Below are 23,223 nucleotides of genomic sequence, written 5' to 3'. Positions count from 1 at the left end.
CTATATTTCACATTTATAGATTGCGACGGATTTGGAAACATTATACGCCTGAGGAGCAGATCGCTTTACAGGGCATTCGGCGATTTCCCATAATAGTAAATAAAGGAGGAGATGTAGATGGATAATTTTACATATTGGAATCCCACGAAGCTGATATTCGGCCGGGGAGAAGTTGAAAAGCTGGCAGAAGAGGTGAAACACTACGGCCGCAATGTCCTGCTCGTATACGGAGGAGGCAGCATTAAACGAAATGGTTTATACGATCAAGTGATTTCAATTCTTGAAAAGGCAGGCGCGACCGTCCATGAATTGCCCGGTGTCGAACCGAATCCGCGTGTTGCCACTGTGAATAAAGGAGTCGCGATATGCAAAGAGAACGATATTGACTTTCTATTGGCAGTCGGCGGCGGAAGCGTCATCGATTGTACGAAAGCGATCGCCGCCGGAGCGAAATACGACGGCGATGCATGGGATATTGTGACAAAAAAACATATTCCTGCTGATGCGCTGCCGTTTGGAACGGTTTTAACGTTGGCAGCAACAGGATCGGAAATGAACTCGGGATCTGTGATCACAAATTGGGAAACCAATGAAAAATACGGCTGGGGAAGCCCGCTCGTATTCCCTAAATTTTCAATTCTTGATCCGGTCAACACATTTACCGTTCCGAAAGACCACACGATTTACGGCATTGTCGACATGATGTCCCACGTGTTTGAGCAATATTTTCACCATACCGAAAATACTCCTTATCAGGACCGGATGTGCGAATCCCTGCTCAAAACGGTGATTGAAACAGCTCCTAAGCTCATTGAAGACCTTGAAAACTATGAGCTGCGCGAAACGATTCTCTATACAGGCACCATTGCGCTGAACGGTATGCTATCAATGGGCGCACGCGGAGACTGGGCGACGCACAATATCGAGCACGCTGTTTCGGCCGTCTACGATATTCCGCATGCGGGAGGGCTTGCGATCCTGTTCCCGAATTGGATGAAGCACACGCTTTCCGAAAATGTCGGCCGCTTTAAACAGCTTGCCGTACGCGTTTTTGACGTAGATGAAACAGGAAAAACCGATCGTGAAGTGGCGCTTGTTGGAATCGAGAAGCTGTCTGAATTCTGGACCAGCCTTGGCGCGCCAAATCGTCTTGCTGATTATGACATCACAGATGAGAAGCTGGATCTGATTGCCGACAAAGCGATGGCAAACGGCGAATTCGGCCGCTTTAAAACGCTGAATAAAGACGATGTTCTGTCTATTTTGAAGGCTTCTTTATAAGATTTCTTGACGGCTCAAGGAGGACCGCCATACCTTGAGCCGTTGTTCATTTGTTATCTTTTTGACAAAACTGCGCGTGGCGGCTGAAAAACATGCATTTTTGCGCGCCTGCCTCCATCCTCCTTTTTTTCGTCACTTGATTTAACGAAGGAGTTCATATAAAGTGAAAAGGGAAGAGGCTGTCGCCGAAAATCGACATGTTTTAAAACCCTTTGGCCCGCACTCTCATGAAAATGAAAGCGCTGGCGGGTATATGGAAGAAAACAGCTAGTACTGGAGGTTTAATAATATGACGCATGTCCGTTTTGACTACTCAAGAGCATTGCCATTCTTTAAAGAACATGAACTTACATATCTGCGTGACTTCGTGAAAGTCGCCCACCATACCATTCACGAAAAAACAGGTGCAGGCAGCGACTTTTTAGGATGGGTGGATCTTCCGACTGACTACGACAAAGAAGAATTCGCCCGCATTAAAAAATGCGCTGAAAAAATTCAAAATGATTCCGATGTTTTGCTGGTTGTCGGAATTGGCGGTTCATACCTCGGCGCAAGAGCGGCGATCGAAATGCTGAATCATTCATTTTACAATGTGCTGCCGAAAGAAAAGCGTAAAACGCCGCAAGTGATTTTCATCGGCAACAACATCAGCTCTTCTTACATGAGAGACGTGATGGATCTTCTTGAAGACGCTGATTTTTCAATCAACGTGATTTCTAAATCAGGCACAACGACAGAACCGGCGATTGCTTTCCGGATCTTCCGCAAGCTTCTTGAAGAAAAGTATGGAAAAGAAGAAGCGAAACGCCGCATTTATGCAACAACTGATAAAGAGCGGGGCGCATTAAAAACGCTTGCTAATGAGGAAGGCTTTGAATCATTTATCATTCCTGACGATGTCGGTGGCCGCTTTTCTGTGCTCACAGCGGTCGGCTTGCTTCCAATCGCAGTCAGCGGAGCCGATATCGATGAAATGATGAAGGGCGCCCGCGATGCGAGCAAAGACTTCTCCACATCAGAGCTTGAAGACAATCCGGCTTACCAATACGCGGTCGTCAGAAATGTCCTTTATAACAAAGGCAAAACGATTGAAATGCTGATCAACTACGAGCCGGGCCTTCAGTACTTTGCAGAATGGTGGAAGCAGCTCTTTGGCGAAAGTGAAGGAAAAGACGAAAAAGGCATTTATCCATCTTCAGCCAACTTCTCGACGGATCTTCACTCTCTTGGACAATACGTACAAGAAGGAAGAAGAGACATGTTCGAAACGGTGCTGAACGTTGAAAAGCCGAGACATGAGCTGACAATCGAAGAAGCGGACAATGATCTTGACGGCTTAAACTACCTTGCCGGCAAAACGGTCGACTTCGTCAATAAAAAAGCGTTCCAAGGCACAATGCTCGCGCACACAGACGGTAATGTGCCGAACCTGATCGTGAACGTACCTGAAATGAACGCTTACACGTTCGGCTACCTCGTGTACTTCTTTGAAAAAGCCTGCGCAATGAGCGGATACCTGCTCGGCGTCAACCCGTTTGACCAGCCTGGAGTGGAAGCGTACAAAGTCAATATGTTCGCTCTCCTCGGCAAGCCTGGCTTCGAAGAGAAAAAAGCAGAGCTTGAGAAGCGTTTGGGAGAGTAAGGTTAAGGGTGTTTTTTGACAGAGGTTATTAAAGGTTTAATTTAAAAGTATGGCTGGCTGACCACAATATGACCACATTTGGATCAGTCGGCCATATATTTTGAAAATTTATTTACTGCCTCATTTTCCATCTTGGGAGTGATATGAGAATAAATATTTGATGTTGTTCTTATATCTTTGTGGCCTAATCGTTCTTGAACTTCCTTCATACTTGCTTCAGCCTCTAACATCATAACAGCGTGAGTATGTCGTAAATCATGGATGGAGATATCCGGAACCCCCGTTTTTCTTTTTACTCTTGTAAAGACATTTTGAATGGTTCTTTCACGTAGTCGAGATCCGTCTTTTTTGCAGAAAACGAATCGGTGCGGTGAAGTTAATGAGCCAGCAGAAAGTCTATTTTTTTTGTTCACAGTAATAAGCTGTTTTAATTGACTTGAAAGAAACGGATCTATTTTAACTCTCCTTTTTGAATGTTTTGTTTTTGGAGGCCCGAAAACAGCTTCTTCACTTGAAAGGTGATAGAGGAGTGTTTTGTTAATATCTATATAATCATTTTCAAAATCTAAATCTTCTTCTTGTAACGCCATAGCTTCACCTTTCCTAGGACCTGCATAGATCAACGTTAGAAAAAAATAGTAATAAACCTTCTCCTCATTTTCAAAACCATTCAAAAATTGTTTTATGTGGTTCTTAGCCCAATAATGGATTTTTTTCTCTTCCTCAATTTCTTCGATCTTTTTTATGATTACACCAGTACATGGGTTTTTAACAATCTCGTCATTCAAGTAAGCCTGTCTCATGGCATTACTCATTGTTGCATTTATATGGCTTACAGAGCTTGTTTTGCGGGATGTTAACAACTTATTAATAAATGACTGATATTGTGCCCTAGTCAATTTGTTAACTTGAATATGACCAAATTCAGGTATAAGGTATTTGTGAATATTCCTATAATGAGCCCGATATGTTGAAGGCTTTACTTTCCCTTTTTTATATAATTCTAGCCATTCAGGAAGATAATCTTTAATTAATTTAGACTTAATCGGTTTGTTTAAGTTTGATTCAATATCCTTCAGAGCCTGCAAAATTTTTTCCTTTACTATCGCTTGTGTTTTTCCTCTCCGTGTGATTTGCTGACGTTTGCCGGTAACTGGATGCTTCGGCCCCTCGGCTGTTCCTTTCCAACCGACATGCACTTTGTTTTTGTAGACTTTTGAGAAACTAATCAATCTTCTCAGCTCCTTAAAAACGGAATATATGTTCTGTTTTGGGATTAAAAATTTTTTGTAATGTTAGATAAAACTAACTGTTCTGGAATCCCATATTGTTCAATTGCTTCCTTTGCAGTTACACACCCACTGATAGATGAGAATAACAAATTTACTGCAAAAAAATTTGCTTCTAACTCGATTTGATCTGTTGAGAATAATGTCTTTCTTTTTAAAAAAGGAGTGTTTGCGTCCGGATGAAAGATCGCATGACCTAACTCATGAGCGCAAATGAACTCCTTGTTATGTTCATTCGCATTCTGATTAATGTGAATGACCTTAACTCTGAAATGTCTACTGTAATACCCCAGGGCTTTTCCTAAATCTTCATATACCACTTCAATTCCTAGTTCTTTTGCAATTTTAAATGGATTGTTTGTTTCAAATTTTTTTGTTATTGATTTTATCTTTTTAGTAATTGACTCCACAAAAGCACCTACTTACGATATTTTTTCGGAGTGAATTTTTGTTTTGAAATTCTTTTGGCGAGACGTAAGGAATTTTCCAGGCTGGCAATTAATAACTCTTTGTCTTCTTCATCCATATCGTCAAGAGTTTGGCCGTCAAATGCGGCATAACCGTTCTTGCCTTCTAACCCTTCTATAATTTTTTGTAGCTCTTTCTGTATATCTCTTTCATCTTTTTCTGTAAGTTCTGGCTCAAAGTTTTCCTTTTCTGTTCTGCCGAGAAGGTAATCAACTGAGACGTTAAAATAATCAGCTACTTTTTGAACTTTGTCTATACCTGGAGTTTTTTCATCCCATCTTCTAATTGTTCCATTTGATAATTTGGTCTTCCTTTCAAGTTCAGCCAAAGATATTTTATGCTCTTTTGCCAACTTTTTTACCCTTTCAACTATTGTCATATCAACCATCCTTAAATGAGCCTATGACAAAAATTAAACTTTATGCTATTTTTGTATTGACAATTAGCATATAGTTTATTAAACTGTGTTCATAAGCTACTTATTTAGCTTTCAGGACACTACAAACTAAAGCCTAAGACCACGTTCCCCAACGTAAAAGGCTGTAATTGTAGGGTTTATTAGCTATGCTTAGATATTAGCATATATCCTATTTTTCAGTCAACAAAAAGCTAAATAATTAGCAAAAAATATATAGGAGGTGTTTTCTGTGGAATTAGATTTCGGAAAACGGGTTAAGACCTGGTTAATAATTAACGGCATGCAGCAGAAAGAATTAGCCGAAATGCTAAACATTTCAGGACCCTATCTCTCCGATATTTTACACGGTAAAAGAGAAGGCAAAAAAGTCAGAGAGAAAATTGTCAAGATCCTAGACATGAAGGAGGTTTCATAATAGGCATGCTAACGGTTCAGGTTGATAAAGACGAAATTAAACAGATCTGTTCAGAAAAAATTGAGGAACACTTAAAAGCTTTGGATAATGAAAAGGTTTTTTGGAATACAAAAACCTTGAAGGAAAAAACAGATATGAGTTGGCCTGAAATTATAGATAAGTTTTTATACGATCCAAGGTGCCCTAAATACAAGGTTGGAACCAAGTGGAGGTTTCCTGCAGCTGAAATGAAAGAATTTCTACTGACATGGTTAGCCGAACAGCCAAGAAATTAAGCCCTACTAAATGAGGGGAGGTGAGGAATTGAAGATCAAAACCAAAGAATGGCTTGCTTTAAGCGAGGCGGAACGTTTTATGAAGATTTATCAAGCATTTGCAAAATCGAAAGGAGCGCAAGTATGAACCTTAACAATTTTCTAAAAGCTGACCGCGAAAAAGCGGAAAGACTATTTATTTCAACGCGAGACCTTATTTCCGAATTGCCCGCCGCTATCGAAGACCATGATTTTGAAGGATGTGTAGAAATTGCGGCGACAATCATTTCACATTGCAAAGACCTTAAACGAATGGAGCACCCGGAACAGGTTGTTCGGCTTCGCGAAATCGCGTCCAAATTCGCGGGTAGGGGGTTAAATGTTTCAGCCGTAGGGAGACCGTTTCAATGAATATCGAGCACCCAATGATCACTGAGATTAACCGTTACGGCTATCCTATGGAATATTTGAAGGACGAGAATGATGCAGAAAGAGAGGATGAAAATGGATCCAAAGCAGATTGACACAGTATTGCAACTTGTTGAAAGTGCATTGAAAAATGGTGGGCAGATTGGCATTGACTATCACTGTAAGAATGAAGAGACAGCTCTTCAAAAAGTGCAGGATGCAGCTGAAAAATTGAACACAAAAATTAATCAGCGTTCCTACGATAATAGCTTTTGGTACACAACTGAAATTAATAGGGAAATTCAAGTTGTTGCTTTTTATCCGTCAGCTTATAAACAAAAAAGCCGCCTCGGCAAAGGCGACAAAAACAATACTTAACAACCTCATTTTAAATGGAATCTGTTACAAAATCAATTAGGAGGCAAAATACATGAATCCTTTACAGGCGTTTGAACTAAACGAGATTTCAAATAATAGCCTGCAGCAGGAGAGCCGTCCACAGTTTGAGATCACGGACATGAATAGTCTAAATTGGGCGTTCCGGAAAATTGCTGCTTTAAAGACACAGGAAAAAGAAATCAAGGCCCTGGCGGCAACGGAAAGGCAACGCATCGATGAATGGGAAACCCAGGAGCTAAAACCTGTTGCGGACAATCTGGAGTTCTTTGAAAACCTGGTCAGCGTTTATCACTCAAAGCAGCTCGAGCAGGATCCGAAAGCAAAAACACTTTCCACACCTTACGGCAAGTCAAAAAGCCGCGCAATTAAAGAACAACCTAAACCAGCCGATAAGGACCAGCTTCTCAAGCATGTTAAAGAGGCCGAGCTTACTGAATTTATCAAAGAAGATGTCAAATGGGGCGACTTTAAAAAATCTCTGTCTATCAAAGAGGTGGACGGCAAAAAGGTTGTCGTTGATGAAAATGGACAAGCTGTTCCGGGGGTAGAAATAGAACCTGCCTCCACAAGCTTCAAAGTGGAGGTGTGATAGATGTTTCAAGTCACAAACGCACAGCGTGAAAAGGAAAAGGCAATTGTCGGCTTTATCGGGCCGAGTGGATCCGGAAAGACTGCCGGCGCCCTGCTTGTTGCTTACGGAATGATGCGGGAAGCATACCCAGAAGCAAGCGATGAGGAAGTCTGGTCAAAGATTGGTGTTGTGGATACTGAGCACCGCCGCGCCAAACTATATGCAAACCTGCAATTTGATGACGTGCGGATCGGTAGTTTTAAACATATTGATTTTACGCCGCCTTACACCACAGAACGTTATCAATTAGCTGTGGAGGCTATCAAGAACGCCGGGGCCGAGGTGGTCGTAATTGATTCGCTTTCCCACAACTGGCAAGGGGAAGGAGGGATAGTAGAAAAACACGGGAGCATGTCAGGCAACTCATTTCAAAATTGGGGCAAGCTTGCGCCTGAAACAACCAAATTGATTAAGACCTTAACGCAAAACGATGTCCACATCTTGGCGACATTGAGAACAAAAACGGAGTATGTAGTCGAACCGGATGAAAACGGAAAGATGGCACCGCGCAAAGTCGGGACCAAGCCTGTGCAGAAGGATGAAATGGAATATGAATTCATGCTCAATTTCAATATCAGTATCGATCACATGGCGGAAACATCCAAAGACAATACCCGCATGTTTGAAGGTTCTTCTTTTAAACTCAATCCAGAAGTCGGCCGCAAGCTTTACCAATGGCTCGAGCTCGGCATTGACGTGAAGGCAGAGGAAGAAGCTGAGCGGCTCCGTTTGATTGAGGAAATTAAAGCGATCGTTTCCGGCAACGAAGCAGCCGCGCAGATGGTTGAAGAATTTCAGATTAAAGCCAATAAAAAACTTGATCAATGGACTATTAAGCTGGCATCCGCCGCACTTGATAGATTACAAGCTTTAAAGACTAAGGAGGAAAAATAATGTTTACAGTAGACCACAGCAAAGGTGAAGCTTTTGAACCGATTAAACCAGGAGAATATGAGGCAACAGTTATCAATTTTGAGGAGAAAACAGCAGCTTCATCCGGAAATAAGCGACTTGTCGTAGACTATGAAATTCGTTCTGACGTTGAGCAGCCATGTCAGGGCCAAAAAATACTATACGATAACTTTACGGTTACAGACAATGCAATGTGGAGATTTCATCAAGCATCAAAGGCCGCGGGTTTTCCGAATGGAATGAAATTTAAAGATCATATCGAATGGGCCAATGCGTTCCTGAATAAACCGGTTCGCCTGGTTGTCGGAGAACGAGAGCACAACGGCAAAAAATATCCGGAAGTCAAAGCGTTTAAGCCGTCTGAGGCGCCAGCACCGGAAGCAGCTCCAGTTAACATCAGTGACGATGATGTACCGTTTTGATCATAAAAAACACATTTGAGGGAGTGTATAGCTCCCTCGTTTTTAAAGGGGAGTTATCACATGTACGAATTTAAGAACATACCGCAAGAGTTAAAAAGCGCCCCTCAGTGGATTTTATGGCGTTCCGAAGAACGTGACGGTAAGAAAACAAAAGTGCCATACCAGATTGACGGCAGCATGGCTCAATCCAGTAATAAAAGAACCTGGTCGACATTCCCGACCGTTTTGAAATTTTATAACGATCGAGATTATGACGGGATCGGCTTCATGTTTTCAAAAGATGATCCGTTCATCGGCATAGACATAGATCATTGTGTGGAGGACGGTGTCTTGTCCACGTTCGCTGAGGAAATCGTTCAGGCGATTAGCAGCTACACCGAATATTCACCCAGCGGCAAAGGAGTCCACATCATCACAAAAGGTAAGATCCCATTGCGCGGGCCGGGTACAGGGAGAAAAAATCCTGAACTTGGGCTGGAAGTATACCGCCACGGCCGCTATTTCACCTTTACCGGTAATAGTCTCGGGATTGGGGCCGTTGAAGAACGAACAGACGAGCTCAAAGAGCTGTTCGAAAAGTATTTGAAGGACAAAAAAGAAGAATCGAAACCGTCCACCCTGCCTGCTGTTTCATCCAATGATATGAGCAATCTCTCCAATAAGGAGATATGGGAAAGGATGTTCAACAGCAAGAACGGGAAGAGCATTCAGGATCTGTTTAACGGTCATCTGATAAATGATGATCACTCGGCCACAGATATGGCTTTGTGTAATCACTTGGCATTCTGGACGGATAAGGATCCCGCAAAAATGGATTCGATGTTTCGGGAGTCGGGGTTGTTTCGGGAGAAATGGGATCGACAGCACTCATCTGACGGCGCTACATATGGAGACATGACCATTGCCGCTGCCGTTTATTCTACTCATACGACAATTTCTGATTTGCTTGAAGAGCAGCAGGAACAGCCGTATGAGGTGTACATTTCTCATTCCGATAATTCTCAAGTTGAGGATACAGAAGAGATCATTGACACCACGCCGGTCTTTCATTTAACGGAGCTAGGCAACGCTGAACGAATTGTCTACTACCACGGAAAGAATATCCGATACTGTAACGAGCTTGACTGGCTGATCTGGAACGGCAAGCGATGGGAAGAAGACAGCAAACGGAAAATTGAAGCTATCACCGCGAAAACATTACGGGCGTTATACGGCGAGGCCAAGGCCACAGAAGACAAATTCCGAAAAAAACAGCTCAATGATTGGGCGAAGAAATGCGAGCGCCGCAATATACGGATGAACACCATTTTAGATGTCCGGCCAATGGTTTCAGTGAGGAAGCAGGAACTGGATTCCCACAAATATCTTTTTAATTGCGATAACGGTGTGATTGATCTGAAAACAGGAGAACTTCTGCCGCATGATCGGGATCTGCTTTTTACAAAAATATCTCCTGTCTCTTATCAACCGGACGCCGACTGTCCGAACTGGAAAGCTTTCTTGGAAAGTATTTTTATAGATGACCAGGGCGCACCGAACTATGAAATTATTCATTTCATGCAGAAGGCGATTGGCTATTCGCTGACCGGGGACACCACAGAACAGGTCATGTTCTTTCTATTTGGGAACGGTCGGAATGGTAAATCAACCTTTATCAATACTGTTCAGCACCTGTTCGGGGACTATGGGCGGCAGACAAACAGCGACACCTTCATAAAGAAGAAAAATGACAGCGCCATAAACAATGACATTGCCAGGTTGGACGGCGCCCGGTTTGTGTCGGCTGTCGAGAGTGAAGAGGGACAGCAGCTGTCTGAATCGTTGGTGAAGCAGATCACCGGCGGCGAAAAGATGTCAGCGCGTTTTCTGCGTCAGGAATACTTTGAGTTTACACCGGAATTTAAAGTCTTCTTTACCACAAACCATAAACCGATCGTTAAAGGCAGCGATGAGGGTATTTGGCGCCGGATCCGGCTGATCCCGTTTACTGTCACAATTCCAAAAGAAAAAGTAGACAAGAAGCTGCCGCAGAAACTGGCTGAGGAAATGCCAGGGATCCTGAGGTGGGCTATTGAGGGCTGCTTGAAGTGGCAGAAGGAAGGCCTTGGAGAGCCGGAAGCGATCAGGAAGGCCACGGAAGGCTACCGGGAGGATATGGACATTCTCGGTCCGTATATGGAAGAAAGATGTATCCAGCATCCGACCGCAAAGGTAGAAGCAAAGGAGCTTTATAAGGATTACAAGGACTGGTGCTTTGAAAATGACGAAATTGAACTGAAGAACCGGGCATTTTATCGACAAATGGAAATCCGCGGCTTTAAAAAATATCGCGGAAATTATAACAAAAATTATTTTGATGGGATCGGTTTAATAAAAGAGAACCGAGATTTGCATAAACAATTAAATCTTTTTAAACAGGGTCAGAGCCCATCGGATATAAAAAGTAACAAAAATAACGTCACAAGCATCCAGAGGAAAAAGCTATAAATTTTGATACGACAGGGGTTTTAAGAGTTTTTCTAAAATATGGTGTTACTTTTGTTACTTAAATCCCCTGTTCCATGTACTGAAAATAAATAAATAAAAAAAAATATATATATATTCTATATAGCTTTATATATGAAAATGAGTAACAAAAGTAACAAAAAGGGCTCGATCCCTTGGGAGAGTAAGGACGAGCAGTGTTACTTAAAAAGTAACAAAAAGTAACAGCAAGGCGGGTGATTATTTTGCATCCAAAACAAATTTGTGATGACCTTGCCTTTTTGGGATCACCTTTAGTTCTGGACGGGGATGACCTTTATATTGAGAATCCGGAGAATGTATATCCAGAACTTGTGGAATTTGTTCAGTCACATAAAAAACGGATCATCCAGTACTTAAAAGGTGAATACTCAATGCAGGATCATAAAATCAAACAAACTATTGATAAAATCATCAATTATTTTATGGGCATAGATCAAGAAATGAATCCAAAAATAGACGACTGGTTCAATCATGAGTGGGATGCGGCAACTAAAGCCGCGAGATTGCTCGTTCTATTTTGGGAGAACGGCTGGAGAGCTCTGAACAGCTCCGTTTCGAATTTTGAGGATGAAGAAACGGACAAGCTTTCTTTAGAAATCTATGAAAGGGCCATGTCGTACTTTAAGGGGAAGAAAGCATGACGATTATTCACTATAACTATTCGGATACTGAAATGAAAAATATTCTCGACAGCATGATCATTATTGTGGATACGAGGGAGCAGAAGAACCAGCATGTTCTTGACTATCTCCGCAAAAAGAACGTATCCATCAAATTCAAAGGGATGAAGACGGGCGACTATTCCGCCATGATCCCGAGAAACGAGGAATACGGGATTAGCCGGGACATGTATTTGAACGCTGCTATCGAACGGAAAAATGGAGTTGATGAGCTCGTTCAATCCATTAAGGATCGTTCCAGGTTTGAAAATGAATTGATTCGCGCAGCCAAACACCCTTTCACTCTTCTTGTGGAGGATCTGGAAGGCTATCAAAAAATATTGAACGGAAAATATCGCTCACAATATAAGCCGCAATCTTTACTTGGCAGCTTAAAAACGTTTGAAGTCCGTTACAATTTTTCAACCGTTTTTATTAATCCAAGCGCGACCGGAAACTATATCTATCACCATTTTCATTATATGGCCCGGGAGCTGTTAAAGGGGGGCCTGTTGTGAATGACTTAATGAAGGCCCTTTATTGTGAAAGGAAAAAGGACGAGCTTAAATCGCGGCTGCTTAAAATGGGATTTTTTAAAACGCCAGACGGCCGGCAGCTGTATGAGCTTTCATTAACTGAATTAGACGAAATATTCAAAAAGAAATTGATTGAAAGGGGAAAATGATCATGGCATTTGTAGGGTTTGAAGAATCAGCAGAGGTGCGGCAGCTGGCCGAAAGTTTAATCGATGAGCACCACCCGCATTTAAAAGATGCAAAGGAACACGTTGGTTTTTACATCCGGGAAGGTAACAGCAAATGGGCCGGGAAGGCGAAAAAATGCACGGCCTTTGAGCGTCATATGACCGATTACATGCTTTTCGTTTTCATCAATAAAGAAGCCTGGAAGACGATGAACCAAGAGCAGCGAGCCGCCCTGGTCGATCATGAGCTTTGTCATTTCACCCGTGTGGAATGGGAGGAACCGGATCCGAATGACTCAAGCAAATGGGTTACTATGTATGGGCCTGGAGAAGATCCTGACAGTTGGGGGATCCGCGAGCATGATGTTGAAGAGTTTTCGGAAATCATTGAGCGTCACGGCCTTTGGGAAAAAGGGATTGAATCATTCGCTGCAGCCGTCAGAGAGGCTGACTATCAAATGAATATTGATGATGTGCATAGACTTCAAAGGGTGAAATGATGGGAGGCATCGAAATGAGAGAAGACAAGGAATTGACCCGATTAAAAAAAAAATAGATAGGCTCATTGCAAAGTGTGACAGAAAAGGGCATGAGTTTAGTGATTTTGAAATCGGAACTATTAGGAGAATTGCATATGCAAAAAGCATGAACGATCTCAATTATTTAGTGTTGATGTCTATTCAAATGGTTTTTGATAATCACAAGATCAGATGATGCGGTCGGAACCGTGAAGGGGGAAGCTATGTTTTATCTAATTATAGGAATCGTCATTCTTGCCGCTCCATTCATCTGGATGGAGATTATGGAAAGACGGATCCAGGAATGGGAAAAAGAAAAATGAACGAATGGAGGGAAAAGATGTCAAAGGAACAGCTATCATTTCTCGATGATGTGGACGAAAAAGCCGTCCGAAAAATAGTCATCAAAGAACTGAAAAATTACCGCGCGCTCAAAGTCCAATTAGAGAATAAAAAAGAGTGTTCATCTGCCGGCATTAATATTTTCCCTTCCCTCCGGGATTCATTTTCCGTTAACGAGCTCAAGGTTAAGCAGATGGAACGGGCTTTACAAAACAGCTTGGACGATGAGGAACGTTTGATCATCGAAAAGAAATACCTGACGGCTGCCAGGGTGAAAGACATTAATATTTATATGGAACTCGGGATGAAAAAGGATACCTATTATGAAATAAAGCAACGGGCAATCTGCCGTATAGCAACAGCACTCGGAATTATCTGAGTGCTTTTTTCATCGAGAAAAACCCGACAAAATCCCGACAATTTTCCGATAATCGGGGGGATAAAGAGGGGGAATTTTTATGTGTAATTTATCGATAAGATTTACTTATCAAGAAATAACGGGATATGCACCATTCCCTTATCAAGGTGAATTCGGATACTCAAATTAAGGCGATGAAGAATGTAGCCAAACGGGAGGAACATTCTGAGCCGGATCGCGCTAGTCTTGCGGCTTTGGTATCGGGAGGGTTTGTAAGCAGTATGTTTTTTGGACATGCCGTCTTACAATGCTTGGCTTCCTCCCGGAGTATATGTAAGGCGCTATTTTAATAAGCGTTTAGCGTAAGGGGGAAATCGTTCGACAAATTTTACTAAAGCTTATTGTCATTGTTCCTGTCCGATATGATGGCTGAGATGTGGAATGAGTCGAAAGTATCCAAAATCGGTGTTTTTTTCAGGTGATTTTTGTTCATTGTATGACAAAATATGCTATTATTAGACTGGAACCCTAACAGGGAGGATGTCTATATTGAGATCTGTCAAGAGTATTATATTTGTAGTGGGGCTGATTTTAGCCAATTATGTGGGTGGTATACCGCAGGATGCAAGAAATTTGTTTATTACGCAAACCATATTTTTCTCACCGTATCTAGTCGATTTCTATCCAATATTAAAAAAATTGTTGAACCGTCCTTTAAAAATTCTCGCTGGACTTATTTGGGCGGCAGGAATATCAATACTTTTAGCGAATATATTAGGCATAACAGGTATAATTACTATTATTGACTCAAAAATCAGTTTTGTTCAAGATTATGTATCTCCAATATCACTTAATCTTAAGGTCAAGACTTATTTATTAATCGCTTGCGTTGTTTATACCGCTGTGTTTGTAGGATCAATAACATTAAATTACACAATTGCTTTCGATGAGTATTTAAAGAAGAAGAAAATGAACAAGAAACAGAAACAACATGCTTCTAATAAAGAGGTAGTTCTAGAGAGGGGCTGATGGAGCGTGTTTCTACTTGATAATATATTATACATTCTCTTGGCAATGGCCATGTTATTTTTGCTGTTTACCTTCTTAAACATTTATACTTTCGGTAAAGATTTATTAACATCTGTATTTCTTACAGTTATCTTCTTCGACTTGTTTTTTAAGATGCCGTTTAAGGCAGTAAACATTGTTTATAGTGAGCGTAAAAAATTATTGGAAAACTTGGAGAAAGACACGAAATTAACTGATGAACAAAAAAACAAAATTAGACATATTTTAGGTAGACGATCTAGAATTTTCTTAACGTTGTATAGAGCTGGTGAATTTTCTTATACCGACTTATTGATCAGTTTAACTGAGTGGTATAAAAATAAACCTTTTAAGGTACGTATCTCTGTTGCTAAACAAAGAAAAAAATCTTATGAAAACAAATATCTTAGCGATATGAAAAAAGATCTTACTTGCATAGAAGTATAAAAACACCCTTCGGGGTGCTTTTTTATTTGCGTAGCTACTGACCACGGAAGGCGTTCGGGTGCAAACGGATAGCTGGACGAAAGCGAGTGTTTTCAGGGGGGGCAGTCTTAAACGCCGGTGTTTTATGTTCTCTGTAAACCGGGTTCAGTGAATCTCAGACAAAACGATTGGTGGCAAAGGGTGCCTCTGAGTGTGGGCCCGGTTTAGAAAGAATATAAGTTTGATAAGATCGTAAAGGATAATTGTTCGACAAATTTCACGATTCCATTGTCAGTCTCTTTAATCGATAATAAAGTAAAGGGGAGGTGATAGATTATGAAAAAATTTAGCAAAATAGTAATTAACAAAGATGTCGAAGTGTTAGGTGAAGGTTACTATGAAAAATTTGATGAAGAAATATTTGTAGAAGCCTCGGACTCTAAAGTAGTACAATCTTTTAAAAAGCTGGCGGATCAAGAGGTAATTATTTCGAGCATTAAATTTGAAGACTTGGGTGGAATGTTCGGTATTTATACAGGTCTTTATTTAATTTGTCGGATTCAGGATGACGAAATCACTTTGGAAAAGAAATAATCTAAAAAAGGGAAGATACCGTACGGTGTCTTCTTTTTATTTCAGAAGGGTTGAAAATGGCAAAAACAATAGGACAACAACGTGGGGTTGGGACAAGGGTGATTGTTTATAATCGATACCTTAACAACCGAGGGGAGGTTCATAATGAATAAACCTTTAAAGCCCTGCAATGAGCCAGGCTGTCCGACTCTCACCCGGGAAGGTTACTGCGAACAGCACAAGCGGACAAAGCCAACCTATGACCAATACCGGGAGTCAGCTGCCCGCCGGGGGTATGATAGCAAGTGGCGGAAGGCAAGACAAGGTTATCTGTCAAAGCATCCTTTCTGTGTTTCCTGCATGAAGGAGGGCAGGCGGGTTCCCGCGACAGTTGTTGACCATATCACACCGCATAAAGGAGATAAAAAACTATTTTGGGACTCTTCCAACTGGCAGCCGCTGTGTGCGCCCTGCCACAACAGGAAGACCGCGAAGGAGGATGGAGGCTTTGGCAACAGAACATCAACCCTGCGTATGTGATCACTGTGGAACCAAGTTCCATATCAAAGGATGTTCGAAGGTTAGGAAGCATGATAACGGGGTACGGCAGCATTACATCAAGTGTCCTCGGTGTCAGACTGAATACACGTCCTACTACACAAACGAGACGATCAGGCGCATACAGCAGAAGGTCAAGAAGCTGACTGTACTACGTCTTAAAGCACAAGCTCAAAAGGGAATTGACGTATACAAGCAGAAATACACGCAAGCTCGAGAGGAATTAGAAACGGCCATGCTGCAGCTGCGGGAGGAAATGGAGACCCCCCGCCCTTAAATCTCTGGAAAGGATTCGCCGGAGACCGCGCTCCCCTCCACATTTTGAAAAATTCCCTAAATGAAATTTCGGAAGGAGGTGAGGGAATGGCAAGACCAAGGCAACCGGTTGATTTATTGCTTGTGAAAGGTAAGAAAAACCTGACAAAACAGGAGATTGAGGAACGAAGAAAGCAGGAGATCAAGGCGCCAAGCGACAAAGTAAAGGCGCCTTCTTATTTGCCGAAAGATTTAAAAAGGGAGTTCAAAAAAATAGCGGACGAGCTGAAAAACATCGGAATTATGACGAATTTAGATGTTGATGCGCTCGCCCGTTTTTTATATTCGCGGAAGCTTTACCTTCAGGTAACGGACCAGCTGCTTGAGCAGGGGCCAATGAAAACAATAGTCGTCAGAGATGTGGACGAACAGGGAAATATCGTGGGGGAAAAAGAAAAAACGGTAGTCAATGAAGCGTATTCGGACTTGCTTATCAATCAAGATAAACTATTCAAACAATGTCGGCAGGCTTCCAGTGATTTGGGCTTAACCATTTCCTCGCGCTGCAAGCTCGTTATTCCTAAAAAGGATGACGACAAGCCGAAATCAAAAGAGGAAGAGCGGTTTGGGGGCCGGATGTAATGCAAGAGGTCACCGCTGAAATTCTGATTGAGCGTGTATGGGCCTATTGCGAAAAAATACTTTCCGGTGAGATAAAGGCTTGTCAAAAGCATAAATGGGCTGTGCAGCGATTTTTTAAAGATGTTGAGGCGTTAGCGGACCCGGATTGCCCCTTTTACTATGACGCTGAAGCAGTGCTAGATTTTTACGAATGGGCGCGGCAGTTCAGGCATGTTGAGGGGATACTTGCGGGTGAGCCGATTGAGCTGACGGACTTTCAGCTTTTTATTGCGGCCAATGTATACGGCTTTTTTAAAAAGGAAAACGGTGCCCGCCGGTTCCGAAAAGTTTATATCCAGCTAGCTCGTAAGAATGCGAAATCGCAATTTCTCGCCCTCATGGCTTCTTATGAAGTGTTCCCAACAACCGAAAAACATCGGGTGTTTATTGCTGGATGGTCCCGGGAGCAGTCGGACGAAGTTTACCAGGCGATTCTTGAACAGCTGCAGCATGCTCCGATCCTTGAAGGGAAATATACATCTGCAAACGGCCGGGTAAAAAAGTATAAAACGAACTCAATAATTCAGCCTCTTTCCCGGGAGGCGCGGAAGCTCGGAGACGGTAAAAACCCTAGCTTGGGCATAGTCGATAAATTATTTGTCGCCTAACTTAGAAATAAGTTAGTGAAAATCAACCAAAAACGGTGGAATCTAAAAGCCATAGTTACAGATTAATAAAACTGGCTCATGATAATACCGTGGTAAGCGAGAACATCACTCGCCACCGTAACGCATAGGGGCTGAGCGTTAAGAGAGCAAAAAAGCCCCCACGAGTGGTTGACACCTTACTATTCAGTTAAAGGTGAAAATATATGCTGACCTTACAGGAAACTGTAAGAAGTAGAGGATAAAAAGCCTTTACGATAACAATGTGGAATATCATGCCCACGAGACAAGTGAAATTTATGATGTGATTGACAGTGGTATGGTCGCCCGGCGCAGCCCGTTAATGGCAATCATTACGACAGCCGGGTTTAACATGGAGCGGCCATGTTTTAAGGAATACCAATATACAAGCAAGATTCTCGATCCTGATGCCGACACAGAAAACGATGATTATTTTGTTATGATCTGCGAACTTGATCCAGATGACGACATAAAAGACGAGTCAAACTGGATCAAAGCCAACCCTATTGTTGCAACGTATCCGGAAGGTATGGAGTCACTACGCTCTGCCTTAAAGGTTGCGCTCGAAGTTCCAGAAAAAATGCGAAGCTTCCTTACCAAGAATATGAACCGATGGGTTGATCAAAAGGATAACGGCTATATGAAAATGTCAAAATGGCGCGCGTGCAGCGGTGAAATTCCTGATCTGGAAAACATGGCCGTATATCTCGGACTGGATTTGTCCATGACTACCGACTTAACATCAGTCGGCTGGGTTGGTGTTCTTGATGGAATCTATTATGTCGGACAACATTCCTTCATGCCTGAAGGGCGCGCAAAAGAAAAAATGGCAACGGATAAAGTGCCGTATGATCTGTGGAAAGAGATGGGCTACATCACTTATACGCCTGGAGATGCCGTTGATTATCAAATAGTTGAAAAATGGATCATTGAATTTATTTACAAGCATCGGTTCCGGCCACAGGAAACCGCATATGACAAATGGAATGCCTTGCATTTGGCCCAACGGCTTGAATCTAAAGGCCATACCATGGTGGAGATTCCGCAAAGAATCAATCATCTATCTTTGCCGACAAAAGACTTTCGTCAAAAAGTGTATGACGGCAAAGTTGTTCACGGGGATGACCCGGTTTTAAATTGGGCGATCAATAACGCGATCATGAAAATTGATCCTCAGGAAAATATCATGCTGGATAAAGCAAAATCTCCGCAAAGAATCGACCCGGCTGCAGCTGTCATTAACGCATACGCCAGGGCGATGTATCACGAAACAAACCAAAAAGTGGACTTGAATGCACATTTCATGTCTGATAATTTCAGCTTTTAGGATGTGAGAGAATGAAAAAATTGCTGGCCTTTCTGCTTTTAATTTTAAATGATCTGCTGTTTGTGGTGGGGGCCGCCTTCATTCTTGCAGCTGCATATAGATTTAATACAAACATCGGTCTGATCCTGACGGGTGTATTTTTTATGTTTTATGCCTATCTCCTGACCAAGAAAGAGAGGTGAAATAATTGCTAATTGATCGGGTGTTTGAGAAACGATCCGACTCCAAGGATATCAATGGCTTCAACGATTTGTTTTTAAATTTATTCGGCGCCAGGCAGACAGCGAGCGGCGAGAAAGTGAATGAAAGAAATTCGCTTGTGCAGCCGGATGTTTTTGCCTGTGTGAATGTATTATCTGATGACATCGCCAAGCTCCCTATTCATACCTATCAAAAATTAGAAAGCGGGATCGAGCGAAAGCCGAGTCATCCGTCTGCTTATGTTGTCTATGCTCGGCCAAACCCTTACATGACCGCGTTCACTTGGAAAAAACTAATGATGACTCATGTTTTGACTTGGGGGAATGGCTACTCATACATTGAGTTTGGATCCAACGGCTATCCAAAAGGCTTGTATCCATTACGGCCGGACGCTACAAATGCTTATGTTCATCCAAAAACGGGCATGTTGTGGTATCAAACTGTTCTCAATGGGCAGACGGTGGAGCTTTATGAGCATGAGGTATTACATTTCAAAGGGCTTTCCACTGACGGCATACACGGAAAATCACCCATCGGCGTCGTCCGCGAACACATCGGAGCCCAGGCCGCCGCAACTAAGTATAATGCAAAGTTGTATAAAAACGAGGCAACGCCGCGCGGGATCTTAAAGGTTCCTGCTTTTTTAGATGAGAAGCCGAAAGAAAATGTACGAAAAGAATGGAAACGAGTCAATCAAGGTGAAAATATTGCGATCATCGACAATGGTCTTGAATATCAACCAATCGCTATGCCGCTGCAAGAGGCACAATTTGTGGAATCGATGAAATTCAATAAGGCCCAAATATCGATGATTTACAAAGTACCTTTGCACAAGCTTAATGAGCTGGATAAGGCTACATTCTCAAATATCGAACACCAATCCATTGAATATGTGAGAAACACTCTCCAGCCGTGGATTATTAATTTCGAACAAGAGCTTAACGTTAAGCTCTTTATGGACCATGAAACGGAATCCGGCCACTATGTGAAATTCAACATTGATAGTGAGCTGCGCGGAGACAGCAAGACACAGGCCGAATATTTGAAAATACTCCATGAAATCGGCGCCTTAAATAAAAACGAAATCAGGGCATTAATTGAGCGGAATCCGATTGAATACGGAGAAAAATACATGTCCAGCTTAAACTATGTTTTTCTGGACTTTATGGAGGAATACCAGCGGCTTAAAGCTGGCGGTGCCCTGAAGGGAGGTGACAAAAAGGATGAAGGATAAAGAGATTCGGCAGTTAACCACACCTATAGAAATTCGTTCTGAGGGTGAGGATAAAAGCGAATTTGTGGAAGGATACGCCTTGAAATTTGAAAAATGGTCTGAGCGGCTTGGGGGGTGGTTTAAGGAAATTATTAGTCGGAATGCCCTGAATTCGACCGATCTAACAAATGTCATCGCGCTGTTTAATCATCGGCAAGATTTCCCGTTAGCTCGAAATACCGTCTCAGGGGACACAGGGCGGCTTGAATTAGAAGCGGACAACATAGGTCTCAAATTCCGTTTTAAGCCGTCAGATACGTCATACGCGCGTGATTTGATGGCGAATATAAGAAGCGGTGTCATAAATCAGTGTTCTTTTGCTTTTTCCTTAAATCACAATGAGGCGGATGCTGATGAATGGCGTTTTAATGATGAGGAAGACATTTATGAGAGACGGATCAATAAAATCCATCGCATTTATGATATTTCACTTGTCACCACCCCGGCTTATAACGACACGGAGGCAGTCGTCGGATCCCGGAGTTTGGAGAAAGTGGAGCAGCTCAAAGAAGCCCGGAAATTGCCGGATGACAATTTGAAAATGGAATTAGAACTATTAGACCTTATTCTCCCTGAATAGAGGTCTTTTTTGTGTCTAAAAACAAGGAGGAAACGATTTATGCCAATGCAAATGAGCAAAAAAGAAATTGAATTGAGACAACAATTTACGGAAAAGAAAAAAGAAGCTGATCAAAAGCTGCAGGAGGGAAATGCCGAAGGGGCTCGTACGCTTCTTGACGAGGCCAAGACCTTAAAAGATCAAATTGAATTATTGGCGGAAGGCCGTTCTCTTGCTGTTCCGGAATTACCCGAAGATAATTTTGGTTCTAAATTGGGGAGCGATTTGCAAAATCGATCAAACGGAAATGAAGATAAGGAAGAAAGACAAAAAGAATTTACTTCTGTCTTTGTCAAATCAATTCGTGGTAAGCGTCTGACTGAGGAAGAACGGGACTTACTTGAAAGCCCTGAATTTAGAGCCATGTCCGGTAAAAATGAGGAAGACGGCGGCATTTTAATTCCTGAAGATATTTCCAGAACTATTAAAGAATTAAAGCGGGAGCAGGAACACCAGCTTGAACAATACGTGACAGTAGAACCGGTTGCCACGCGTTCAGGAACAAGGATGCTTGAGAAAAACAGCGACATGACTCCGTTTGCGGTTCTTGAAGAAATGGATGAAATTCAAGAAACAGATCAGCCGAAATTCAGCAAGCTATCCTACAACATTGTTGATTATTCTGGAATCTTGCCTCTTTCAAATACATTGTTGCAAGATACAGACCAAGCAATTATGAACTATGTGGCAAAGTGGTTTGCCAAAAAGTCGATCACAACCCGTAATGCTCTTATTCTTGCAGCTCTTGAAAAACTGAAAAAAGTTGATTTTAAAGGTTTAGATGCCATTAAGAAAACCCTTAATGTGACCCTTGATCCTGCGATTTCACCAAACGCTATCATTATGACGAACCAGGACGGTTTTGATTACCTTGACAATTTGAAAGATGGTGACGGCCGTTATCTTCTTAAAGACAACCCGACTGAGCCAACACAAAAAATGCTGTTTGGTCGCCGGGTTGTTGTCGTTTCTAACAGAGTGCTGAAAACAAAATCAGGAAAAGCACCTGTGATCGTTGGGGATCTGAAAGAGGCAATTGTCTTGTTCGACCGTCAACAGCAGTCCATCGCTTCCACGGATGTTGGTGCCGGTGCATTCGAAACCAACACAACAAAAGTACGCGCTATTGAACGCGAAGATGTCAAACTGTGGGACTCTGAAGCAGCTGTATATGGTCAGTTAACACTTGAAGAGGTAGCAAAATAATAAGGAGGAAGCCTTGATGTCACACGTAACAAAAAACTATAACACTGATGGCGGAGATCGAACGGTCATAGGCGGTGTTTTAGAGATTAACGGCGGAAAAGTCATAAAGGACGGACAGGAAGTTACTTTTGGCGGGGACGGATCAAATATCCGCGTGACTCATGAAATGCTCGATGACAAATCAGTTCGAAGTAACAACATCGGTACCGGCAGTGTAATGGAAGAGCATTTGAACTCGACTATCTTGAAGCGTTTTACCGATATTGAAGCCAAGCTGAAAGAGTTAGAGGGTTCATCTGGCACTGAATAAAATTTCAAGCAAAGGATGATGAAAAATGGCAGAACAATTTTTAAACCAAAGTAATGGTGTTTACACTTCCGCAGAGGATGACGGCACAGGAAAGCCTGTAACAGCTGTTTATTTGAAAAATAACAGTGAAGACAACCCTTTGTATATTAAAGGAATGCAGGGGGAACCAGGGCCCCAGGGACCACAAGGACCAAAAGGGGAAAAAGGAGATACCGGCCCACAAGGTCCACAGGGAGAGCCAGGCCCCAAAGGTGAGAAAGGTGATCCGGCTGTCATTGAAGACGGGAGCATCACCCACGAAATGCTTGGTGAAAATGTTGTCAGAAGCAAAAACATTGGTACCGGCAGCGTCATGCCGGATAACTTAAACAGCGAAGTAAAGGCCATGTTTGATAGTCTTCAATCTCAAATTGATGAGTTGAAAGAAAAAGTGGCAGGCTCTGACGATTCCCCGAACAATGAGCCACAAGAATAAG

30 protein-coding genes and 1 pseudogene are annotated in these 23,223 nt (G+C 42.3%); 28 read left to right on the top strand and 3 right to left on the bottom strand.

Translation table 11 applies throughout. From position 1 onward, the window contains the following. Positions 1 to 117: 117 nt before the first annotated feature. Both CP943_RS17445 and CP943_RS17440 read left to right on the top strand, forming a co-directional pair. Positions 118 to 1,281, top strand: a complete 1,164-nt coding sequence (locus CP943_RS17445; RefSeq protein WP_023856133.1) for an iron-containing alcohol dehydrogenase — start codon at positions 118 to 120, stop codon at positions 1,279 to 1,281. A 289-nt stretch (positions 1,282 to 1,570) separates the two neighbouring features. Continuing rightward, positions 1,571 to 2,923, top strand: a complete 1,353-nt coding sequence (locus CP943_RS17440) for a glucose-6-phosphate isomerase (RefSeq protein ID WP_079289531.1) — start codon at positions 1,571 to 1,573, stop codon at positions 2,921 to 2,923. An 83-nt stretch (positions 2,924 to 3,006) separates the two neighbouring features. Here CP943_RS17440 and CP943_RS17435 read toward each other — a convergent pair whose 3' ends face one another. Genes CP943_RS17435 through CP943_RS17425 form a run of 3 tightly spaced genes read right to left on the bottom strand, consistent with a single transcriptional unit; the run spans position 3,007 to position 5,059 of the window. After that, the gene (locus CP943_RS17435; RefSeq protein WP_105981195.1) at positions 3,007 to 4,155 is read right to left on the bottom strand and encodes a tyrosine-type recombinase/integrase; all 1,149 of its coding nucleotides are present in this window, start codon (positions 4,153 to 4,155) and stop codon (positions 3,007 to 3,009) included. Positions 4,156 to 4,199: 44 nt separating this feature from the next. Then, the gene (locus CP943_RS17430; protein ID WP_105981194.1) at positions 4,200 to 4,622 is read right to left on the bottom strand and encodes an ImmA/IrrE family metallo-endopeptidase; all 423 of its coding nucleotides are present in this window, start codon (positions 4,620 to 4,622) and stop codon (positions 4,200 to 4,202) included. Positions 4,623 to 4,630: 8 nt separating this feature from the next. Continuing rightward, the gene (locus CP943_RS17425) at positions 4,631 to 5,059 is read right to left on the bottom strand and encodes a helix-turn-helix domain-containing protein (protein ID WP_087634984.1); all 429 of its coding nucleotides are present in this window, start codon (positions 5,057 to 5,059) and stop codon (positions 4,631 to 4,633) included. Between the two features lie 268 nt (positions 5,060 to 5,327). Here CP943_RS17425 and CP943_RS17420 point away from each other — a divergent pair, with 268 nt between their 5' ends. The 26 genes and pseudogenes from CP943_RS17420 to CP943_RS17295 all read left to right on the top strand — a co-directional run bounded on the left by CP943_RS17420 (position 5,328) and on the right by CP943_RS17295 (position 23,222). Next, positions 5,328 to 5,513, top strand: coding sequence for a helix-turn-helix domain-containing protein (locus tag CP943_RS17420; RefSeq protein WP_026587143.1), 186 nt, complete (start codon positions 5,328 to 5,330; stop codon positions 5,511 to 5,513). Positions 5,514 to 5,518: 5 nt separating this feature from the next. Beyond that, complete coding sequence (locus CP943_RS17415; protein ID WP_105981193.1) at positions 5,519 to 5,788, top strand: group-specific protein; 270 nt, start codon at positions 5,519 to 5,521, stop codon at positions 5,786 to 5,788. 123 nt (positions 5,789 to 5,911) lie between these two features. Beyond that, positions 5,912 to 6,178, top strand: a complete 267-nt coding sequence (locus tag CP943_RS17410; RefSeq protein WP_105981192.1) for a YqaH family protein — start codon at positions 5,912 to 5,914, stop codon at positions 6,176 to 6,178. A gap of 93 nt (positions 6,179 to 6,271) precedes the next feature. Further along, positions 6,272 to 6,553: a hypothetical protein gene (locus tag CP943_RS17405; RefSeq protein WP_105981191.1), complete on the top strand. Its 282-nt coding sequence runs from the start codon at positions 6,272 to 6,274 to the stop codon at positions 6,551 to 6,553. A gap of 52 nt (positions 6,554 to 6,605) precedes the next feature. After that, on the top strand, positions 6,606 to 7,163 hold the full coding sequence (locus CP943_RS17400) for a host-nuclease inhibitor Gam family protein (protein ID WP_059231718.1): 558 nt from the start codon (positions 6,606 to 6,608) through the stop codon (positions 7,161 to 7,163). A gap of 3 nt (positions 7,164 to 7,166) precedes the next feature. Further along, the gene (locus tag CP943_RS17395; RefSeq protein ID WP_065643444.1) at positions 7,167 to 8,099 is read left to right on the top strand and encodes an AAA family ATPase; all 933 of its coding nucleotides are present in this window, start codon (positions 7,167 to 7,169) and stop codon (positions 8,097 to 8,099) included. Beyond that, positions 8,099 to 8,539, top strand: a complete 441-nt coding sequence (locus CP943_RS17390; RefSeq protein WP_061578359.1) for a DUF669 domain-containing protein — start codon at positions 8,099 to 8,101, stop codon at positions 8,537 to 8,539. The genes CP943_RS17395 and CP943_RS17390 overlap by 1 nt, the downstream gene beginning before the upstream one ends. A gap of 60 nt (positions 8,540 to 8,599) precedes the next feature. Then, positions 8,600 to 11,026: a phage/plasmid primase, P4 family gene (locus CP943_RS17385; protein WP_105981190.1), complete on the top strand. Its 2,427-nt coding sequence runs from the start codon at positions 8,600 to 8,602 to the stop codon at positions 11,024 to 11,026. A 242-nt stretch (positions 11,027 to 11,268) separates the two neighbouring features. Next, positions 11,269 to 11,706, top strand: coding sequence for a hypothetical protein (locus tag CP943_RS17380; RefSeq protein WP_105981189.1), 438 nt, complete (start codon positions 11,269 to 11,271; stop codon positions 11,704 to 11,706). Next, positions 11,703 to 12,242 (top strand): ERCC4 domain-containing protein, encoded by a 540-nt coding sequence (locus CP943_RS17375; protein WP_105981188.1) that lies wholly within the window; start codon positions 11,703 to 11,705, stop codon positions 12,240 to 12,242. The genes CP943_RS17380 and CP943_RS17375 overlap by 4 nt, the downstream gene beginning before the upstream one ends. Next, a complete protein-coding gene (locus CP943_RS17370; protein ID WP_105981187.1) occupies positions 12,239 to 12,409 on the top strand; it encodes a Fur-regulated basic protein FbpA in 171 nt (56 codons plus the stop codon). The genes CP943_RS17375 and CP943_RS17370 overlap by 4 nt, the downstream gene beginning before the upstream one ends. Positions 12,410 to 12,411: 2 nt before the next feature. After that, complete coding sequence (locus tag CP943_RS17365) at positions 12,412 to 12,927, top strand: putative metallopeptidase (RefSeq protein ID WP_105981186.1); 516 nt, start codon at positions 12,412 to 12,414, stop codon at positions 12,925 to 12,927. 358 nt (positions 12,928 to 13,285) lie between these two features. Beyond that, a complete protein-coding gene (locus CP943_RS17360) occupies positions 13,286 to 13,666 on the top strand; it encodes an ArpU family phage packaging/lysis transcriptional regulator (RefSeq protein WP_009330080.1) in 381 nt (126 codons plus the stop codon). A 528-nt stretch (positions 13,667 to 14,194) separates the two neighbouring features. Beyond that, a complete protein-coding gene (locus CP943_RS17355; RefSeq protein ID WP_020450346.1) occupies positions 14,195 to 14,674 on the top strand; it encodes a hypothetical protein in 480 nt (159 codons plus the stop codon). A 6-nt stretch (positions 14,675 to 14,680) separates the two neighbouring features. Continuing rightward, positions 14,681 to 15,139 carry a hypothetical protein gene (locus tag CP943_RS17350; protein ID WP_020450347.1) on the top strand — a complete coding sequence of 153 codons (459 nt, stop codon included), beginning with the start codon at positions 14,681 to 14,683 and terminating at the stop codon, positions 15,137 to 15,139. Between the two features lie 315 nt (positions 15,140 to 15,454). Continuing rightward, positions 15,455 to 15,712 (top strand): hypothetical protein, encoded by a 258-nt coding sequence (locus tag CP943_RS17345; protein ID WP_105981185.1) that lies wholly within the window; start codon positions 15,455 to 15,457, stop codon positions 15,710 to 15,712. 144 nt (positions 15,713 to 15,856) lie between these two features. Next, positions 15,857 to 16,231, top strand: coding sequence for an HNH endonuclease signature motif containing protein (locus tag CP943_RS17340; protein ID WP_105981184.1), 375 nt, complete (start codon positions 15,857 to 15,859; stop codon positions 16,229 to 16,231). Positions 16,232 to 16,612: 381 nt separating this feature from the next. After that, positions 16,613 to 17,146, top strand: a complete 534-nt coding sequence (locus CP943_RS17330) for a phage terminase small subunit P27 family (protein ID WP_009330377.1) — start codon at positions 16,613 to 16,615, stop codon at positions 17,144 to 17,146. Continuing rightward, complete coding sequence (locus tag CP943_RS17325) at positions 17,146 to 17,793, top strand: terminase large subunit domain-containing protein (RefSeq protein WP_232513475.1); 648 nt, start codon at positions 17,146 to 17,148, stop codon at positions 17,791 to 17,793. Before CP943_RS17330 ends, CP943_RS17325 begins: the two co-directional genes overlap by 1 nt. A 265-nt stretch (positions 17,794 to 18,058) precedes the next feature. Next, positions 18,059 to 19,138, top strand: a pseudogene (locus CP943_RS17320) (terminase large subunit); the annotation flags it as partial. 11 nt (positions 19,139 to 19,149) lie between these two features. Continuing rightward, positions 19,150 to 19,320, top strand: coding sequence for a hypothetical protein (locus CP943_RS22510; protein ID WP_199792114.1), 171 nt, complete (start codon positions 19,150 to 19,152; stop codon positions 19,318 to 19,320). 5 nt (positions 19,321 to 19,325) lie between these two features. Next, positions 19,326 to 20,573, top strand: a complete 1,248-nt coding sequence (locus CP943_RS17315; protein ID WP_105981182.1) for a phage portal protein — start codon at positions 19,326 to 19,328, stop codon at positions 20,571 to 20,573. After that, positions 20,563 to 21,192: an HK97 family phage prohead protease gene (locus CP943_RS17310; protein WP_059231694.1), complete on the top strand. Its 630-nt coding sequence runs from the start codon at positions 20,563 to 20,565 to the stop codon at positions 21,190 to 21,192. Before CP943_RS17315 ends, CP943_RS17310 begins: the two co-directional genes overlap by 11 nt. A 39-nt stretch (positions 21,193 to 21,231) precedes the next feature. Then, positions 21,232 to 22,437 carry a phage major capsid protein gene (locus CP943_RS17305; protein ID WP_105981181.1) on the top strand — a complete coding sequence of 402 codons (1,206 nt, stop codon included), beginning with the start codon at positions 21,232 to 21,234 and terminating at the stop codon, positions 22,435 to 22,437. Between the two features lie 16 nt (positions 22,438 to 22,453). After that, positions 22,454 to 22,747: a hypothetical protein gene (locus tag CP943_RS17300; protein WP_026587168.1), complete on the top strand. Its 294-nt coding sequence runs from the start codon at positions 22,454 to 22,456 to the stop codon at positions 22,745 to 22,747. 25 nt (positions 22,748 to 22,772) lie between these two features. Beyond that, positions 22,773 to 23,222 (top strand): collagen-like protein, encoded by a 450-nt coding sequence (locus CP943_RS17295; RefSeq protein ID WP_105981180.1) that lies wholly within the window; start codon positions 22,773 to 22,775, stop codon positions 23,220 to 23,222. The last annotated feature ends 1 nt before the right edge of the window (position 23,223 follow it).

Source organism: Bacillus paralicheniformis, assembly GCF_002993925.1.
GTDB lineage: Bacteria > Bacillota > Bacilli > Bacillales > Bacillaceae > Bacillus > Bacillus paralicheniformis.
This window is presented reverse-complemented; position numbering and strand designations above follow the sequence as displayed.

Coding starts and splice junctions, on each gene's coding strand:
- CP943_RS17445 (WP_023856133.1), top strand. CDS start 118: ATGGATAATTTTACATATTGGAATCCCACGAAGCTGATATTCGGCCGG.
- CP943_RS17440 (WP_079289531.1), top strand. CDS start 1,571: ATGACGCATGTCCGTTTTGACTACTCAAGAGCATTGCCATTCTTTAAA.
- CP943_RS17425 (WP_087634984.1), bottom strand. CDS start 5,059: ATGACAATAGTTGAAAGGGTAAAAAAGTTGGCAAAAGAGCATAAAATA.
- CP943_RS17415 (WP_105981193.1), top strand. CDS start 5,519: ATGCTAACGGTTCAGGTTGATAAAGACGAAATTAAACAGATCTGTTCA.
- CP943_RS17410 (WP_105981192.1), top strand. CDS start 5,912: ATGAACCTTAACAATTTTCTAAAAGCTGACCGCGAAAAAGCGGAAAGA.
- CP943_RS17405 (WP_105981191.1), top strand. CDS start 6,272: ATGGATCCAAAGCAGATTGACACAGTATTGCAACTTGTTGAAAGTGCA.
- CP943_RS17400 (WP_059231718.1), top strand. CDS start 6,606: ATGAATCCTTTACAGGCGTTTGAACTAAACGAGATTTCAAATAATAGC.
- CP943_RS17395 (WP_065643444.1), top strand. CDS start 7,167: ATGTTTCAAGTCACAAACGCACAGCGTGAAAAGGAAAAGGCAATTGTC.
- CP943_RS17390 (WP_061578359.1), top strand. CDS start 8,099: ATGTTTACAGTAGACCACAGCAAAGGTGAAGCTTTTGAACCGATTAAA.
- CP943_RS17385 (WP_105981190.1), top strand. CDS start 8,600: ATGTACGAATTTAAGAACATACCGCAAGAGTTAAAAAGCGCCCCTCAG.
- CP943_RS17375 (WP_105981188.1), top strand. CDS start 11,703: ATGACGATTATTCACTATAACTATTCGGATACTGAAATGAAAAATATT.
- CP943_RS17365 (WP_105981186.1), top strand. CDS start 12,412: ATGGCATTTGTAGGGTTTGAAGAATCAGCAGAGGTGCGGCAGCTGGCC.
- CP943_RS17360 (WP_009330080.1), top strand. CDS start 13,286: ATGTCAAAGGAACAGCTATCATTTCTCGATGATGTGGACGAAAAAGCC.
- CP943_RS17345 (WP_105981185.1), top strand. CDS start 15,455: ATGAAAAAATTTAGCAAAATAGTAATTAACAAAGATGTCGAAGTGTTA.
- CP943_RS17340 (WP_105981184.1), top strand. CDS start 15,857: ATGAATAAACCTTTAAAGCCCTGCAATGAGCCAGGCTGTCCGACTCTC.
- CP943_RS17330 (WP_009330377.1), top strand. CDS start 16,613: ATGGCAAGACCAAGGCAACCGGTTGATTTATTGCTTGTGAAAGGTAAG.
- CP943_RS17325 (WP_232513475.1), top strand. CDS start 17,146: ATGCAAGAGGTCACCGCTGAAATTCTGATTGAGCGTGTATGGGCCTAT.
- CP943_RS22510 (WP_199792114.1), top strand. CDS start 19,150: ATGAAAAAATTGCTGGCCTTTCTGCTTTTAATTTTAAATGATCTGCTG.
- CP943_RS17310 (WP_059231694.1), top strand. CDS start 20,563: ATGAAGGATAAAGAGATTCGGCAGTTAACCACACCTATAGAAATTCGT.
- CP943_RS17305 (WP_105981181.1), top strand. CDS start 21,232: ATGCCAATGCAAATGAGCAAAAAAGAAATTGAATTGAGACAACAATTT.
- CP943_RS17300 (WP_026587168.1), top strand. CDS start 22,454: ATGTCACACGTAACAAAAAACTATAACACTGATGGCGGAGATCGAACG.
- CP943_RS17295 (WP_105981180.1), top strand. CDS start 22,773: ATGGCAGAACAATTTTTAAACCAAAGTAATGGTGTTTACACTTCCGCA.